Source organism: Bacillus sp. (in: firmicutes) (genome assembly GCF_031983925.1).
GTDB classification, from domain to species: domain Bacteria; phylum Bacillota; class Bacilli; order Bacillales; family Bacillaceae_G; genus Bacillus_A; species Bacillus_A pacificus.
The window spans coordinates 795,119-808,749 of sequence record NZ_DALYZR010000002.1 but is presented as its reverse complement, the minus strand read 5'-3'; the positions used below and the strand labels follow the sequence as shown (position 1 = coordinate 808,749).

Sequence of the window (13,631 nt, the reverse complement as noted above, 5' to 3'; positions counted from 1 at the left end):
GAACACCTCCTAAAAACATATATTAAAATTAGTATATTAACGATGAGGAAAGGAGTTGAACACCATTTTTAAATAATTATTGTTTGTTTTCTAAACGTAATAATTCTTCAAACGATGCAATGGCTACTTCCACTTGATCATTTGTTGGTTCTTTCGTTGTTAATAGTTGTAGCCATAATCCGGGATATCCCAGTATGCGTAATACTGGAATATCGCGTAATCGATTTGTAAATTGTAACACTTCAAAAGAAATACCGAGAACGACTGGAATTAATAAAATTCGGTTTACCACTCTGGCCCAAAGTGGATCTGTAGGGACAAGGAAATAAACAAACATTCCAATAATGACTGTAAATATAATGAAGCTACTGCCACAACGATAATGAAGGCGAGTTTGTTTTTGAACATTTTCTACAGTCAATGAAAGATTATTCTCATAGGCATTAATGACTTTATGCTCCGCACCATGGTACTGAAATACCCGCTTAATGAGTGGCGTTAAAGAAATAAAGTATATATAGCTCAATAATAACATGAGCTTAATGACACTTTCGACAATGATTTGCCCTGTATGAGATGGGAAAATCGGTCTCGTTAATTCAGCTAGTAATGCAGGAACTGCTGTGAAAATGACTTTACCGAATATGAAAGATAAAACGCCAACTGCTGCAACTCCTAATACCATCGTTAACTTCGATTGTTCTTCTTTTTTATTTGCAATTTGTTCATCTTCTTCTGGGTGAACATCAAATCGTTCTGAAGCAAAGTTTAAATGTTTTGCCCCGTTCGCGCTTGCATCCACAATAGCGGCAATCCCTCGTAAAAATGGAATTTTTTTCAGGATAGATAATGCTTTATTACGAACGCGTGGTAATCGATAAAATTCAATCGATTTATCTTTACGACGAACCGCTGTAACAGTATATTCTCTACCGCCAAACATAACTCCTTCTATGACTGCTTGCCCGCCATATATTTGTTTTGACTCTTCTGCCATGTTAACACCAACCTGTATTTGTTTCTCTCTTATGTAGAAAAAGAGGCAATTGTCATACTGGGTTCTGTCGTTTTGAAATAAGACAATCACCGAGTTTCCTTTATTTTATCGACAAATACAAGTAGATGACAAGGAAAAATGTTACGAGAGTCGGACATTTCTTATTCTTTTTATAGACAAATTTCGCAGTATTTAAACATGGTTCAAAATAGTTTCGGGCATACTATTGAGCGGAGGTGTCGATGTGAGTCAAGAACAATTAGGAACAAGGAATTTTGTACAAATTGGTTTATTCGGTGGACTGTTTTGGGGAGGGATATGGTATTTCCTTCATATATTTTCATTTACAGAAGCGGGACCGAACTATTTACTTTTACCATTTGCCTTTGGAAGTTGGAAAGAAGGGGTATGGGGAAATGTGTCAGGAATTGTTTGTATGGGACTACTTTCGATTTTAATTGCCTTTTTGTATAAAGCGTTTTTGGCAAAGTTTGAAGGAGTTCTTCCAGGGATGATTTATGGTCTATTTTGGTGGGCGTTACTATTTTTCGGAGTGGGGTTAATAGCGCCTGCTATTAAAAGTGCACTCCATTTACCGAAAGAAACAATTGTGACGACGATATGCATTTTTATATTGTATGGTGTGTTTATAGCATACTCTGTTTCCTATGCAGTAAATACAAATAAAGCTGGGCGAGAAGGGGAAGAGAAGACAAACTATTCAAATAAGTAACTCCTATGTTAAAATGTTATATAGATATTTAATATTAAGGAGTTTTAAATATATGAAAAAGGTACTCCTCGTAAACGGTCCTAACCTAAATCGCCTCGGTGTCAGGGAGGTAAATGTATATGGAAAGGGCACGCTAGCGACACTTGAAGCAGATATGAAGCAAGAAGCAGAAACAATGGGAGTGGAGTTAGAATGTTTCCAATCGAATCATGAAGGTGCGATTATCGATCGTATTCATGAGGCGGAAGATATATATGAAGGGATCATTTTAAATCCTGGAGCATTTACGCATTATAGCTATGCGATTCGAGATGCAATTGCAAGCATTTCGATTCCTGTTATTGAAGTACATATTTCTAACATTCATCAGCGTGAGTCGTTCCGTCACGAATCTGTGACGGCAGCTGTTTGTGCGGGACAAATTGTTGGATTTGGTTTTTATGGCTATAAGTTAGCGTTATTTGCATTAATGGAGAAATTGAGGGAGGCATAAAGTAATGGAGAAAATCGAAAGATTAAGAAGTGCATTTGATGAGGCTGGTATTGACGGTATTTTGTTAACAAATGAACATAGTCGTAGATATATGGCTAACTTCACAGGAACAGCTGGTGTTGTACTCATTTCGAAAAATCGCGCTCAATTTATTACAGATTTCCGTTACGTAGAGCAGGCTACTAAACAAGCGGTTGGATACGAAATTGTACAGCATGCAGGATTAATTATTGATGAAGTTGCAAAGCAAGTGAAAGAATTAGGAATTCAAAAGCTTGGCTTTGAGCAAGATACTCTTACATATAGTTCTTATTCAGCTCATAAAGAAGCGATTGATGCTGAATTTGTCCCAACTTCTGGGCTTGTAGAAAAGTTACGCTTGATAAAGACTGATTCAGAGATTAAGATATTAAAGGAAGCTGCACAGATTGCAGATGCTGCCTTTGAACATATTCTATCATTCATTCGCCCGGGAGTATCTGAAATTGAAGTGTCAAATGAACTTGAATTTTTCATGAGAAAACAAGGAGCAACATCTTCTTCGTTTGATATTATCGTTGCTTCAGGTCTTCGTTCGGCATTACCGCACGGCGTGGCATCTGAAAAAGTGATAGAAACAGGAGATTTCGTTACATTAGACTTCGGCGCTTATTACAAAGGATATTGCTCTGATATTACTCGTACGATTGCAGTTGGTGAACCATCTGATAAATTGAAAGAAATTTATAATATCGTTTTAGAAGCACAATTACGTGGTGTGAACGGTATTAAAGCTGGTTTAACTGGCCGTGAAGCGGATGCGTTAACGCGTGATTACATAACGGAAAAAGGATACGGTGAATACTTCGGACATTCTACTGGTCATGGAATCGGTCTTGAAATCCATGAAGCACCAGGTTTAGCATTCCGTTCTGATACAGTGCTTGAACCAGGTATGGCTGTAACAGTAGAGCCAGGTATTTATATTCCAGGTATTGGCGGCGTACGTATTGAAGATGATATCATTGTGACAAGTGAAGGTAATGAAGTAATTACGAAATCACCAAAAGAACTTATTATTTTGTAATACACAGGAGGATTTTTTTACATGATTTCAGTAAACGATTTTCGTACAGGTTTAACAATTGCAGTGGATAATGGCCTATGGCAAGTACTTGATTTCCAGCACGTGAAGCCAGGTAAAGGTGCCGCATTCGTTCGTTCTAAACTACGTAACCTTCGCACAGGTTCTGTTCAAGAGAAAACATTCCGTGCTGGTGAGAAAGTGGAAAAAGCACACATCGAAAACCGTCGTATGCAATACTTATATGCAAGCGGTGAGTCTCACGTATTTATGGATAACGGAACTTATGAGCAAATCGAACTTGGTGAAAAACAAATCGAGCGCGAGCTTAAATTCCTAAAAGAAAACATGGAAGTATCTATTATGACTTACCAAGGCGAAGTACTTGGTGTTGAACTTCCAAACACAGTTGAATTACAAGTTACAGAAACAGAGCCAGGTATTAAAGGTGATACTGCTTCTAACGTAACAAAACCAGCTACATTAGAAACTGGCCTTGTTGTACAAGTACCAATCTTCATTAACGAAGGCGAAACACTTATCATCAACACTGGTGAAGGTAAATACGTTTCTCGTGCATAGTAGAAAAGCACTCGTGATTATCACGAGTGCTTTTTTATAGAAAATAGGGCAGATAATAAATAGTAGTTATTATAAAACTGAAAGCTGTAAGACTAGTAGCACCTGTTGTGTAAGGACCCCATGTCATTTGAAAAGGTTTTACCGTACCTGTTTTATATATAGTGTGATCAATGTTGTTATTTTGATTTATATTTAAAGCAATGAGCCAGATTGCCCCGAATATCGCTAAACTACCAAGAAAAAAGGCCTCCATAAATGACCAACCGACCAATAATGAAAAAAGATAAATAAGAGCTACTTCTACTACAACGGTTAAACTAATTTTCAATATCTTCATATTTTTCCTCCTCCTTTTGTAGGTCTAGCCAATTGAGAAAGTTCTCACGTGACACAACATGTAGTACACAAGAAGATTTTACTTCATTCTCTAAGGCAGAATGTTCATCAGGGAACGTATCTTCCACATGCAATGAAATATAAGGGAGTTTTTCTTGTGCTTTTAACGAGCGAATATTATTCGTTTTAGCACCAGCAAATACGTAGGAAAGTTGTAAGTCTAAAAAAGCAATCTTAAAAATTTCTTTTTTAGCAGCCTCATTATATCCTTTTCCCCAGTACGGATAGCCGAGCCAACTACCAATGTGAGATTGTTTCTTCTCGTAATTAATATGTTTAAGTGTGGTGAGACCAATTATTTCATTCTCTTCATTTACAATCACTCTCGATAAAGACTTCTTTTGGCGTTCTTCTTCTATGGCGAAAAGAAGGAATGCTTTCGTGTCTTCGATTGTTTCTACTTTTATTCCTAATGCGTTTTTTACATGTGGATCACTTGATAGCTTGAAAATCACATTTGCATACCGGAAATCGAGTGGTAATAAAGTCACTCGTTGCATTATTTTCCCTCCTTTTCAATAAATATACCATAAAATACCATAATTATTAAGAATATTCAAATTATTATAGGCGGTAGATAAAAATTATGTTTTTAATTCTGAAATAGACAACCTCTGCATATGGTTGTACAAATATATTCTTTTTTGGAGTGCAGCACTAGTAACCGTTATGGGAGAGGGTGGGAGAATGAAACAGTGGCTAGCGGCAATGGAAACATCCGTGCTTGTTATGGGAGCACTTCGATTATTTTCAGGTAGTGCGGAAATATTTGCTGCTTTGCTTATGCTCTATGTGAATGATGCAAAGAAAGCATTGTTTATAAATAGTATGTTGGCGTTTGTTGGACCGACCGTATTAATTTTAACAATGACAATAGGTATAGCGAGTGTGGCAAGCGAGATTTCTTTCTTGAAACTCTTTTTTTTAACGCTTGGAATTGGCTGCATTTTTATCGCGTTGTTGAAATAAGTAAGTCGAGTATAGTGGGGCGAAGCTGATGAAAGAAGTATTAGAAGTTTTACCAAAAACGATGAAGCAGTTAGTGGAAAATTGTAAGCAGTACGATGCTCTAGAGGAAATCCGTGTTCGAATTGGAAGACCGCTAGAGTGTATTGCTCATGGTGAAGTGTTTTTTTATGACTATATCGTTACAGCAGATGATGCTATTTACTTATTGAATAAGTTAAGTCACTTCTCAATTTATACGATGGAAGAAGAATTAAAGCGTGGGTATGTAACACTTCGAGGTGGGCATAGAATTGGCTTAGCAGGAAAAGTCATTACAGAAAAAAGCACAGTGAAAATGATTCGAGATGTCTCTTCTTTTAATATTCGTATTGCTCGTCAAAAAATAGGCATTGCTGAACCGCTTTTACCGTATTTGTATGAATCAAGATGGTTAAACACGATGGTAATTGGCCCGCCACAAACGGGAAAAACAACACTTTTAAGAGATGTAGCGCGTTGTATGAGTCAAGGTGTAAGTACTTCAAAAATTCCTTCTTGTAAAGTCGGGATTGTTGATGAACGGTCAGAAATTGCTGGTTGTGTGAAAGGCATCCCGCAATATGACTTTGGCACACGAGTAGATGTGTTAGATGCATGTCCAAAAGCTGAAGGAATGATGATGATGATCCGTTCTATGAGCCCAGATATATTAATTGTGGATGAAATTGGTCGTAAAGAAGATAGTGAAGCAATTATGGAGGCTGTACATGCAGGGGTTCAGCTTTTTATAAGTGCACATGGATTTTCCTATGATGATGTTGTGAAACGCCCATCATTAAAGGCAGTGCTAGAGCTCGGCATTTTTGATAGGTTTGTGGAATTGTCAAAAGCAAGAGGGCCAGGAACAGTTATGCAAGTGAAAGATAAATATGGAAAACCGGTATTACCTCATAGAAAGGCTGAGAGCGTATGTTGAAAATATTTGGTGCAGTGTTAATCGTTGCGGTCAGCACCTTTTTCGGGTTTTCATACGCTAAAAGATACAGTGAGAGACCGAGGCAACTTAGATTATTAAAAGCGGCACTGCAATCATTAGAGGCAGAAATTATGTATGGGCATACACCGTTGTCTGAAGCCGCTGAGCGATTAGTGAAACAAATGCCGAAGCCGTTAAATTGGATATTTCAAAGTTTCGCTAGCAGGCTAGAAAGCGGAGAACAAACAGTTAGAGAAGCTTGGATAGATAGTTTGAAAGAAAATTGGAAGCTAACAGCATTTCAACAAACGGAGTATGAAATTTTGCAGCAATTTGGTGAAACGCTCGGACAACATGATCGTGAATCACAACAAAAACATATTCGCTTATGTATTACACATTTAGAGAGAGAAGAAGAAGAAGCGAAAGCATTACAACTGCAATATGAAAAGATGATTAAGAGCTTAGGAGTACTAGCGGGGCTACTTATCGTAATTTTACTGCTATAGGGGGGAGAAAGGCGATGTCCATTGATGTTGGATTAATATTTCAAATCGCCGGAATCGGCATTGTTTTAGCTTTCATTCATACTGTACTAAAAGAATTAAAGCGTGAGGATATTGCAAATTGGGTTATCCTCGTCGGTTTTGTCGTTATTTTATTTCATGTCGCATTTTTAATTAATACACTATTCGACAAGATTAAAAGTGTCTTTCTCTTCCAGTAAAGGGGGCGGTTCGAATCGAAATTATACAAATTGTCGGATTAGGCCTCGTTGCTACGTTTTTAGCAGCTGTATTGAATCAGCATAAATCTAGCATTACGTCATTATTTATTGTGTTCGTAGGTAGCGTAATGTTCCTTCTTTTAATTGATCAAATTCACGCTATTTTACAAATGATTGAGAGAGTAGCGAGTGAAGCGAAAGTTAGCAACGTATATGTAGAAACGTTGCTAAAAATTATTGGGATTGCTTATATCGCTGAGTTTGGAGCGCAAATTACAAAGGATGCAGGGCAGGGGGCAATCGCTTCGAAAATTGAATTAGCTGGAAAGATTTTAATTCTCGTTATGGCGATCCCTATTTTGACGGTTGTAATTGAAACTATTCTCGGATTTTTACCGACGGGATAAGGGGGAGTGAATGTTGAGGGGGTTTGGAGCTAAGCTGCTATTTGCTTGCTTCCTTTTCTTTTCTTTACCGGTTGTTGTACAAGCTTCTCCTGTAGAGACAAACGTCGTTGATCAACAATTGGATAAGCTCGGAATTGAAGATGTGAAGCAATTTTGGGACGGGCTTGTTACAAAATATGGAGGTTACTTACCAGAGAGTCAAAAAGGTAGCTTTATGGAGTTTGTAAAGGGAGAAAAAGAAATTTCTATAAAAGAGTGGATGCTAGGTTTATTAAAGTACTTATTTCACGAACTTGTTGCAAATGGGAAACTACTCGGAACGCTCATTATGCTCACAATTTTTAGTGCATTATTGCAATCACTGCAATCGGCATTTTCAAAGAGTAGCGTAAGTAAAATTGCTGATGCGGTTGTATATATGGTACTGATTATTTTCGCTTTAAATAGCTTTTATGTCGTCATGACATATGCAAGAGAAACGATACAAACAATGGTAGATTTCATATTAGCGTTATTGCCAATCTTGCTTGCACTTATAGCGACAGGCGGTGGTGTTGTATCCGTATCGTTTTTTCATCCGATTATCATCTTTTTAATGAATACGAGTGGGCTTCTGATGAATTATATCGTTCTACCACTTTTATTACTTGCAACGATATTAAGTATTGTAAGTACGATGAGTGATCAATATAAAGTTACGAAATTGTCCAAGCTTCTGCAAAACGTTAGCGTCGGGATTATCGGTATCTTTTTAACGATTTTTTTAGGCGTATTATCTGTACAAGGAACAGCGACAGCTGTTGCTGATGGAATTGCTGTGAAAACAGCTAAATTTGTAACAGGAAACTTTATTCCCGTAGTAGGAAGAATGTTTACAGAGGCGGCGGATACAGTTATTAGTGCGTCGGGATTATTAAAAAACACAGTCGGAATTATCGGACTCGTCATTCTATGTTTAATTGTCGCTTTTCCAGCGATTCAAATTTTTTGCATAGCATTTATTTATAAGTTCGCAGCAGCAGTATTGCAACCAGTTGGCGGCGGAGCAATTATTCAATGTTTAGATATCATTGGACGGAGCATTATTTATGTATTTGCTTGCTTAGCTATCGTATCGTTTATGTTCTTTTTAAGTATCACAATTATTATTGCTGCGGGGAATATTACACTTATGATGCGGTAGGAGGTGAAGAGTATGCAATTTGTTACAGAGTGGATTCGAAATATTATCGTTTTTTTGCTCTTAGCGACAATGCTTCATCTTATTCTTCCAAATTCTAATTTGCAAAAGTACGTTAAATTCGTTGTAAGTCTATTATTAGTTGTTTTAATTTTAACGCCTCTATTTAAACTATTGCAAACAGATGTAAATGAAGTAATCGCAAATTTTAATGAAGAGAAATACGTAGCAGAAGGATCCGTAAAAAATTCAATAGATTCGAAGAAAAAAGAAATACAAGCTCTAACACGTGCATATAGTTTAGAAGAGATGGCTACCAAAATGAAAAAAGAAGTAGGAAAAGAGTTTGAGAAACAGTATGGTATGTCAGTCTCTGAAATACAAATAGTCGCAGCGGAAAGCACAGCGGAAGTAAAGTCAGCGAAAGATATTCAATCTGTTGTTGTGACGTTGAAAGAAAAAGAGCGTAGTAAAAATGATGCAATCGAAACAGTAAAACCAGTTGAAATTAACACGAAAGAACCACCGAAAAAAGTAGAGGAAACGAATGGAGAAATGAAAGACTTCTTTTCAAGCAGGTGGCAACTAGAGAATAAACAAATCCAAGTTCAAATGGAAGGGAGGACAGGTAGAGTAAATGGACAATAAAGATAAAAATTCGAAGTTCTCATTTTTTCGAAACTTATTGAATGGAGATGAAAAAGAAAGTAATGAGAAGGGAAAAAAGGTAACACCTAAGTTCTTACTTGTCCTACTCATACTTGGAATGTTGCTTATGTTTTCTAGTAGTTTTTTTTCAAGTAAAAAAGAAGAAGTACCTGTATTTAAAGAACAAAAAACTCAAAACCAAGAAAAAGACGTACCAACTTTTGGACAAAAAAATAATGATAATATGTCAAATGTAGAAAAATATGAAAAAGCGTATGAGCAAGAATTAAAAGCAGCCTTAGAAGAAATAGCAGGAGTAAAAGATGTAACGATTAATGTGAATTTGGACTCATCAGAGGAAAAAATATTAGAAAAAAATACAGTGAAACGTTCACAAACAACAGGTGAAACAGATAAAACAGGTGGCAAGAGGGAAGTAGAAGATGAGTCTCTTGATGAAAAGACAGTCATTATACGTGAAGGGGATAAAGAAACTCCCGTTGTTTTACGAACAGAGAAACCGAAAGTGCGAGGTGTTCTTGTCGTAGCAAAGGGAGTGGATAATATACAAGTTAAAGCGATGGTAAAAGAAGCTGTCATACGGCTGCTAGATGTACCAGCCCATCGCGTTTCAGTATCACCGAAAAATTGATAGGGAGGAAATAAAGTGTTAAAAAAACAAACGGTTTGGCTATTAACGATGTTGAGTTTAGTTGTTGTACTATCTGTGTATTACGTAACAACTCCAGAAAAAATGAATACAGCATCGCCGACAACAGGAGAAAAGATTGGACAAGAAAAACAAGGTACTGATAAAGCAGTAACAAATGAAGCACCTAAAGAAACGCCAAAAAAAGAGAATACAAGCAAGGAAACATCAAATAAAGAAACAAACAAAGAAACAGATAAAAAAGAGAGTGCTACAAAAGAAACAAGTAAAAAAGAAGCTAACGTAACAGTTCAATCAAGTGATGAGAATTTTACAGCGTTACGTATGCAAATGGAAGATCAGCGAAGTGAACAAAAAGCAAAATTACAAGAAGTGATGAGTTCAACAAAAGCTTCAGCAACAGAAAAAAATAAAGCGAAAGAAAATTTTGATGCCATTACGACAATGGAAACGAAGCAAGAATTACTTGAGACAGTAATTAAATCTCAAGGTGGATATAAAGATGCCCTTGTAAGAGCTGATGGAACTGACATTAAAGTGACTGTAAAAGCAGCAAAACATTCACAAAAAGAAGCGAATAAAATTATACAACTTGTAAGAAGTGAAGGCGGATCAAAAGATGTAGGTGTAAAATTTGATCCACCAACAAAATAAAACGAATAATCCGTGGGGAAATCCTCCGCGGATTATTCGTTTTTAAGACTCGGATTGTTTGAAAATAGTTAGATAAAGTGAAATTTTAATCAGTGGGGTAAAAATAATAATAGAAAAAAAGCTATCATTTTCGATAGCTTTTTTCTGTTTCGTCTTTGTAATTGTTTTTACTATGTTCAACTCGGAACGGAGAAATACGTTGTGAGTAAAAGATTAGTGGTTCATGGTAGCGGTGATTACTTTTTCCGGATTTGACGTGGATGAAGAGAACGAATGCCCAGACCATTACGGCAGGTAAGAAGAGAATGAGCCATATCATATGTCCACACCTCGATACAATATATTTTCTACACTTTGAACATACTATTCTTATATGAAGGAATGATGAACGACGTGTAAACAAAAAAATAATATTTGGTAAAAATACGTTATTGACTATAGATGTGGCGAAGAGTAGAGAGGGAGTGGGGGGTTACTGTGTACAGTTTTGAATAAGTAGTGGATGTTTTTTAGGAAGTGGTCTTGCCAATTTCATGTGAAACTTGGTATTATTACTAGGTATTAAGTTTTTAATGGGATAACATTTTTACAGGAATTTCGATTTATTATAAAGAAATATAAATTGGAATGTTTAAAAAATTTATCGTAAGATGGAAATAGTAACTATTTCTATTAGTAAATGAAATGCAGGATCTAATAGAGTACATCGTATTTTTACAGTCAATCTAGTTTTTAGTGACGAGAAATCTGTAAAAACGGGACAAACAAGAGTATGGGAGTGGATTTTACATGTTTAAAATTCAAGAAGTTCGTGAATTAATTAAATTAATTGATAGCTCTAATATTGATGAATTTGAATACAAAAAAGATGGTACGACAATCAAAATGAAAAAGCGTGGTAATGAAGTTGTTGCGGTGCAAGCACCTGTAGCAAAACAAGCCGTGCAACCAGTAGCACCTGTTGAAGTTGAAACAACAGTAGCGGCAGCACAAGTGGAAGTGCCAAAACAAGAAGAGAAAAAAGCTGTTCAGAATGAAAACCTACATAAAATTACATCACCAATGGTAGGTACATTCTATTCTTCTTCTTCTCCTGATACGCCTCCATATGTAAGTGTAGGGGATAGAGTATCGAAAGATTCTATCGTATGTATTGTCGAGGCTATGAAGTTATTTAACGAAATCGATGCAGATGTAGATGGAGAAATTGTTGAGATTCTTGTTAATAACGGACAGCTTGTTGAGTATGGACAACCGCTATTTCTTGTAAAAGCGTAATAAGGGAGTCTTTGTGATGATAAAAAAAGTATTAATAGCCAATCGTGGGGAAATTGCTGTACGAATTATTCGTGCTTGTAAAGAAATGGATATTGAAACAGTCGCAATTTATTCAGAAGCAGATAAAGAGTCACTTCACGTACAAATTGCTGATGAGGCGTATTGTGTAGGACCAACGATTTCGAAAGAAAGCTATTTAAATTTGACGAACATTATTAGTGTTGCGAAGTTAACAGGCTGCGATGCAATTCATCCGGGATACGGATTTTTAGCAGAGAATGCAGATTTTGCAGAGTTATGCCGTGAGTGTAACTTAATTTTTATCGGTCCAAGTCCAGAAGCTATTTCAAAGATGGGCACAAAAGACGTTGCTCGTGATACAATGAAAGAAGCAGGGGTTCCGATTGTACCAGGTTCACAAGGAATTATTAAAAATACCGAAGAAGCGATCGAACTTGCGAATCAAATTGGGTATCCTGTTATTATTAAAGCGACTGCAGGTGGCGGCGGAAAAGGTATTCGTGTTGCGCGCCATGAAGAAGAGCTTGTAAAAGGAATTCAAATTACACAGCAAGAAGCTAGTACCGCTTTTGGGAACCCTGGTGTATACTTAGAAAAGTACGTTGAAGATTTCCGCCATGTTGAGATTCAAATAATGGCAGATACACACGGAAATGCCATTCATTTAGGAGAGCGTGATTGTACAATTCAGCGCCGCTTGCAAAAACTACTAGAAGAAAGTCCATCACCAGCACTTGATGAAAATGTGCGTAAGCAGATGGGTGAGGCGGCAGTTAAAGCGGCGGTAGCGGTTGATTATACAGGTGCTGGTACGGTTGAGTTTATTTATGAATATAAAACGAAAAGCTTTTATTTCATGGAGATGAATACGAGAATCCAAGTTGAGCATCCAGTTACTGAAATGGTAACAGGGGTAGACTTAATTAAAGAACAAATTCTTGTTGCTTCTGGAGAAAAGTTATCGTTACAGCAAGAAGAAGTACAATTTAATGGTTGGGCAATTGAATGCCGAATTAATGCGGAAAACCCTGCCAAAAAATTTATGCCATCTCCAGGTAAAGTAGAAATGTACTTACCACCAGGCGGATTTGGTATTCGCGTCGATTCAGCTGTATATCCGGGATATTCAATCCCACCTTTCTATGATTCGATGGTTGCTAAATTAATTGTTCACGGAAAAACACGTGAAGAGGCAATTGCAAAAATGAAGCGTGCACTCAGTGAGTTTGTCGTTGAAGGCGTACATACAACAATCCCGTTCCATTTGCAATTGTTAGATCATCCTGATTTTGTAAAAGGTGAGTTTAATACGAAATTTTTGGAAGAGCATGAACTTGTGACGCAGTGATACATTAAAGGAGGTTTTTTTCATGGCTGAACATATGTTAGATATGGGTCAAGATACAACTCTTGGTAAAGTAGAAATTGCACCAGAAGTAATTGAAGTAATCGCAGGTATTGCAGCTGCTGAGGTAGAAGGCGTAGCGGCAATGCGTGGTAATTTTGCTACAGATGTTGTTGAGAAGTTAGGTAAGAAAAATCATGGTAAAGGTGTAAAGGTTGAATTAGCAAACGAAGATATTATCGTTGACCTTTATGTTGTGATGTATTTTGGCGTAGCAATTCCAGTTGTTGCACAAAAGATTCAAGATAACATCCGCCAAGCACTCTTTACAATGACAGGGCTTGAGCCAAAAGAAGTGAATGTTCACATCGTTGGCGTAACATTCGAAACACAAAAAACAGAAATCGAACCAGTGTAAGAATGAAAAAGGTGCCTAGTAACATAGGCATCTTTTTTATCGTTTCGTTTCTTCACAAATTACAACCCTCTAATTATTATACTATTTCAAAAAAT

At 36.8% G+C, this 13,631-nt stretch carries 20 protein-coding genes; 16 read left to right on the top strand and 4 right to left on the bottom strand.

The window, feature by feature from the left end:
• Positions 1-76: 76 nt before the first annotated feature.
• The gene (locus RTP99_RS10190) at positions 77-997 is read right to left on the bottom strand and encodes a DUF1385 domain-containing protein (protein ID WP_000807113.1); all 921 of its coding nucleotides are present in this window, start codon (positions 995-997) and stop codon (positions 77-79) included.
• A gap of 244 nt (positions 998-1,241) precedes the next feature.
• On the opposite strand from RTP99_RS10190, the gene RTP99_RS10185 reads away from it, so the two are divergent.
• Genes RTP99_RS10185 through efp form a run of 4 tightly spaced genes read left to right on the top strand, consistent with a single transcriptional unit; the run spans position 1,242 to position 3,868 of the window.
• Positions 1,242-1,730, top strand: coding sequence for a YqhR family membrane protein (locus RTP99_RS10185; RefSeq protein WP_000076899.1), 489 nt, complete (start codon positions 1,242-1,244; stop codon positions 1,728-1,730).
• Between the two features lie 52 nt (positions 1,731-1,782).
• Positions 1,783-2,223, top strand: a complete 441-nt coding sequence (gene aroQ, locus RTP99_RS10180; protein WP_000757087.1) for a type II 3-dehydroquinate dehydratase — start codon at positions 1,783-1,785, stop codon at positions 2,221-2,223.
• A gap of 4 nt (positions 2,224-2,227) precedes the next feature.
• The gene (gene pepQ, locus RTP99_RS10175; protein WP_000411052.1) at positions 2,228-3,289 is read left to right on the top strand and encodes a Xaa-Pro dipeptidase; all 1,062 of its coding nucleotides are present in this window, start codon (positions 2,228-2,230) and stop codon (positions 3,287-3,289) included.
• A 21-nt stretch (positions 3,290-3,310) separates the two neighbouring features.
• On the top strand, positions 3,311-3,868 hold the full coding sequence (gene efp, locus RTP99_RS10170) for an elongation factor P (protein WP_000626512.1): 558 nt from the start codon (positions 3,311-3,313) through the stop codon (positions 3,866-3,868).
• Between the two features lie 34 nt (positions 3,869-3,902).
• Here efp and RTP99_RS10165 read toward each other — a convergent pair whose 3' ends face one another.
• Both RTP99_RS10165 and RTP99_RS10160 read right to left on the bottom strand, forming a co-directional pair.
• On the bottom strand, positions 3,903-4,205 hold the full coding sequence (locus RTP99_RS10165; RefSeq protein WP_000698027.1) for a hypothetical protein: 303 nt from the start codon (positions 4,203-4,205) through the stop codon (positions 3,903-3,905).
• A complete protein-coding gene (locus RTP99_RS10160) occupies positions 4,186-4,764 on the bottom strand; it encodes a GNAT family N-acetyltransferase (protein WP_001190076.1) in 579 nt (192 codons plus the stop codon). The genes RTP99_RS10165 and RTP99_RS10160 overlap by 20 nt, the downstream gene beginning before the upstream one ends.
• 187 nt (positions 4,765-4,951) lie before the next feature.
• Between RTP99_RS10160 and RTP99_RS10155 the strand changes: the two genes are divergently transcribed.
• Genes RTP99_RS10155 through RTP99_RS10115 form a run of 9 tightly spaced genes read left to right on the top strand, consistent with a single transcriptional unit; the run spans position 4,952 to position 10,474 of the window.
• Positions 4,952-5,233: a YqhV family protein gene (locus RTP99_RS10155; RefSeq protein WP_000816052.1), complete on the top strand. Its 282-nt coding sequence runs from the start codon at positions 4,952-4,954 to the stop codon at positions 5,231-5,233.
• Positions 5,234-5,261: 28 nt separating this feature from the next.
• A complete protein-coding gene (gene spoIIIAA / locus RTP99_RS10150) occupies positions 5,262-6,188 on the top strand; it encodes a stage III sporulation protein AA (RefSeq protein WP_000665884.1) in 927 nt (308 codons plus the stop codon).
• On the top strand, positions 6,182-6,697 hold the full coding sequence (spoIIIAB, locus tag RTP99_RS10145) for a stage III sporulation protein SpoIIIAB (RefSeq protein ID WP_000912329.1): 516 nt from the start codon (positions 6,182-6,184) through the stop codon (positions 6,695-6,697). The genes spoIIIAA and spoIIIAB overlap by 7 nt, the downstream gene beginning before the upstream one ends.
• Before the next feature lie 14 nt (positions 6,698-6,711).
• Positions 6,712-6,915: a stage III sporulation protein AC gene (gene spoIIIAC, locus RTP99_RS10140; protein ID WP_000020914.1), complete on the top strand. Its 204-nt coding sequence runs from the start codon at positions 6,712-6,714 to the stop codon at positions 6,913-6,915.
• Positions 6,916-6,938: 23 nt separating this feature from the next.
• Positions 6,939-7,322 carry a stage III sporulation protein AD gene (gene spoIIIAD, locus RTP99_RS10135; protein WP_077317075.1) on the top strand — a complete coding sequence of 128 codons (384 nt, stop codon included), beginning with the start codon at positions 6,939-6,941 and terminating at the stop codon, positions 7,320-7,322.
• A 10-nt stretch (positions 7,323-7,332) separates the two neighbouring features.
• The gene (gene spoIIIAE, locus RTP99_RS10130) at positions 7,333-8,505 is read left to right on the top strand and encodes a stage III sporulation protein AE (RefSeq protein WP_000943695.1); all 1,173 of its coding nucleotides are present in this window, start codon (positions 7,333-7,335) and stop codon (positions 8,503-8,505) included.
• Positions 8,506-8,517: 12 nt separating this feature from the next.
• The gene (gene spoIIIAF / locus RTP99_RS10125; RefSeq protein WP_001161050.1) at positions 8,518-9,150 is read left to right on the top strand and encodes a stage III sporulation protein AF; all 633 of its coding nucleotides are present in this window, start codon (positions 8,518-8,520) and stop codon (positions 9,148-9,150) included.
• Positions 9,140-9,802 carry a stage III sporulation protein AG gene (gene spoIIIAG, locus RTP99_RS10120; protein ID WP_000368876.1) on the top strand — a complete coding sequence of 221 codons (663 nt, stop codon included), beginning with the start codon at positions 9,140-9,142 and terminating at the stop codon, positions 9,800-9,802. The genes spoIIIAF and spoIIIAG overlap by 11 nt, the downstream gene beginning before the upstream one ends.
• A 15-nt stretch (positions 9,803-9,817) precedes the next feature.
• Positions 9,818-10,474, top strand: coding sequence for a SpoIIIAH-like family protein (locus RTP99_RS10115; protein ID WP_000914730.1), 657 nt, complete (start codon positions 9,818-9,820; stop codon positions 10,472-10,474).
• A gap of 124 nt (positions 10,475-10,598) precedes the next feature.
• Here the strand turns inward: RTP99_RS10115 and RTP99_RS10110 are convergent, their stop codons facing one another.
• Complete coding sequence (locus tag RTP99_RS10110) at positions 10,599-10,793, bottom strand: hypothetical protein (RefSeq protein WP_033678013.1); 195 nt, start codon at positions 10,791-10,793, stop codon at positions 10,599-10,601.
• Positions 10,794-11,263: 470 nt separating this feature from the next.
• On the opposite strand from RTP99_RS10110, the gene accB reads away from it, so the two are divergent.
• Genes accB through RTP99_RS10095 form a run of 3 tightly spaced genes read left to right on the top strand, consistent with a single transcriptional unit; the run spans position 11,264 to position 13,536 of the window.
• Positions 11,264-11,752 carry an acetyl-CoA carboxylase biotin carboxyl carrier protein gene (gene accB, locus RTP99_RS10105; protein ID WP_000472870.1) on the top strand — a complete coding sequence of 163 codons (489 nt, stop codon included), beginning with the start codon at positions 11,264-11,266 and terminating at the stop codon, positions 11,750-11,752.
• Positions 11,753-11,768: 16 nt separating this feature from the next.
• Entirely contained in the window at positions 11,769-13,121 is a 1,353-nt protein-coding gene (accC, locus tag RTP99_RS10100) for an acetyl-CoA carboxylase biotin carboxylase subunit (protein WP_000592876.1), read from the top strand.
• Positions 13,122-13,143: 22 nt separating this feature from the next.
• Positions 13,144-13,536 carry an Asp23/Gls24 family envelope stress response protein gene (locus RTP99_RS10095; protein WP_000807630.1) on the top strand — a complete coding sequence of 131 codons (393 nt, stop codon included), beginning with the start codon at positions 13,144-13,146 and terminating at the stop codon, positions 13,534-13,536.
• The last annotated feature ends 95 nt before the right edge of the window (positions 13,537-13,631 follow it).

What these genes read in the sequence shown, in the direction of transcription:
- RTP99_RS10190 (WP_000807113.1), bottom strand. Translation starts at nt 997, where the DNA reads ATGGCAGAAGAGTCAAAACAAATATATGGCGGGCAAGCAGTCATAGAA.
- aroQ (WP_000757087.1), top strand. Translation starts at nt 1,783, where the DNA reads ATGAAAAAGGTACTCCTCGTAAACGGTCCTAACCTAAATCGCCTCGGT.
- pepQ (WP_000411052.1), top strand. Translation starts at nt 2,228, where the DNA reads ATGGAGAAAATCGAAAGATTAAGAAGTGCATTTGATGAGGCTGGTATT.
- efp (WP_000626512.1), top strand. Translation starts at nt 3,311, where the DNA reads ATGATTTCAGTAAACGATTTTCGTACAGGTTTAACAATTGCAGTGGAT.
- RTP99_RS10165 (WP_000698027.1), bottom strand. Translation starts at nt 4,205, where the DNA reads ATGAAGATATTGAAAATTAGTTTAACCGTTGTAGTAGAAGTAGCTCTT.
- RTP99_RS10160 (WP_001190076.1), bottom strand. Translation starts at nt 4,764, where the DNA reads ATGCAACGAGTGACTTTATTACCACTCGATTTCCGGTATGCAAATGTG.
- RTP99_RS10155 (WP_000816052.1), top strand. Translation starts at nt 4,952, where the DNA reads ATGAAACAGTGGCTAGCGGCAATGGAAACATCCGTGCTTGTTATGGGA.
- spoIIIAA (WP_000665884.1), top strand. Translation starts at nt 5,262, where the DNA reads ATGAAAGAAGTATTAGAAGTTTTACCAAAAACGATGAAGCAGTTAGTG.
- spoIIIAB (WP_000912329.1), top strand. Translation starts at nt 6,182, where the DNA reads ATGTTGAAAATATTTGGTGCAGTGTTAATCGTTGCGGTCAGCACCTTT.
- spoIIIAC (WP_000020914.1), top strand. Translation starts at nt 6,712, where the DNA reads ATGTCCATTGATGTTGGATTAATATTTCAAATCGCCGGAATCGGCATT.
- spoIIIAE (WP_000943695.1), top strand. Translation starts at nt 7,333, where the DNA reads ATGTTGAGGGGGTTTGGAGCTAAGCTGCTATTTGCTTGCTTCCTTTTC.
- spoIIIAF (WP_001161050.1), top strand. Translation starts at nt 8,518, where the DNA reads ATGCAATTTGTTACAGAGTGGATTCGAAATATTATCGTTTTTTTGCTC.
- spoIIIAG (WP_000368876.1), top strand. Translation starts at nt 9,140, where the DNA reads ATGGACAATAAAGATAAAAATTCGAAGTTCTCATTTTTTCGAAACTTA.
- RTP99_RS10110 (WP_033678013.1), bottom strand. Translation starts at nt 10,793, where the DNA reads ATGATATGGCTCATTCTCTTCTTACCTGCCGTAATGGTCTGGGCATTC.
- accB (WP_000472870.1), top strand. Translation starts at nt 11,264, where the DNA reads ATGTTTAAAATTCAAGAAGTTCGTGAATTAATTAAATTAATTGATAGC.
- accC (WP_000592876.1), top strand. Translation starts at nt 11,769, where the DNA reads ATGATAAAAAAAGTATTAATAGCCAATCGTGGGGAAATTGCTGTACGA.
- RTP99_RS10095 (WP_000807630.1), top strand. Translation starts at nt 13,144, where the DNA reads ATGGCTGAACATATGTTAGATATGGGTCAAGATACAACTCTTGGTAAA.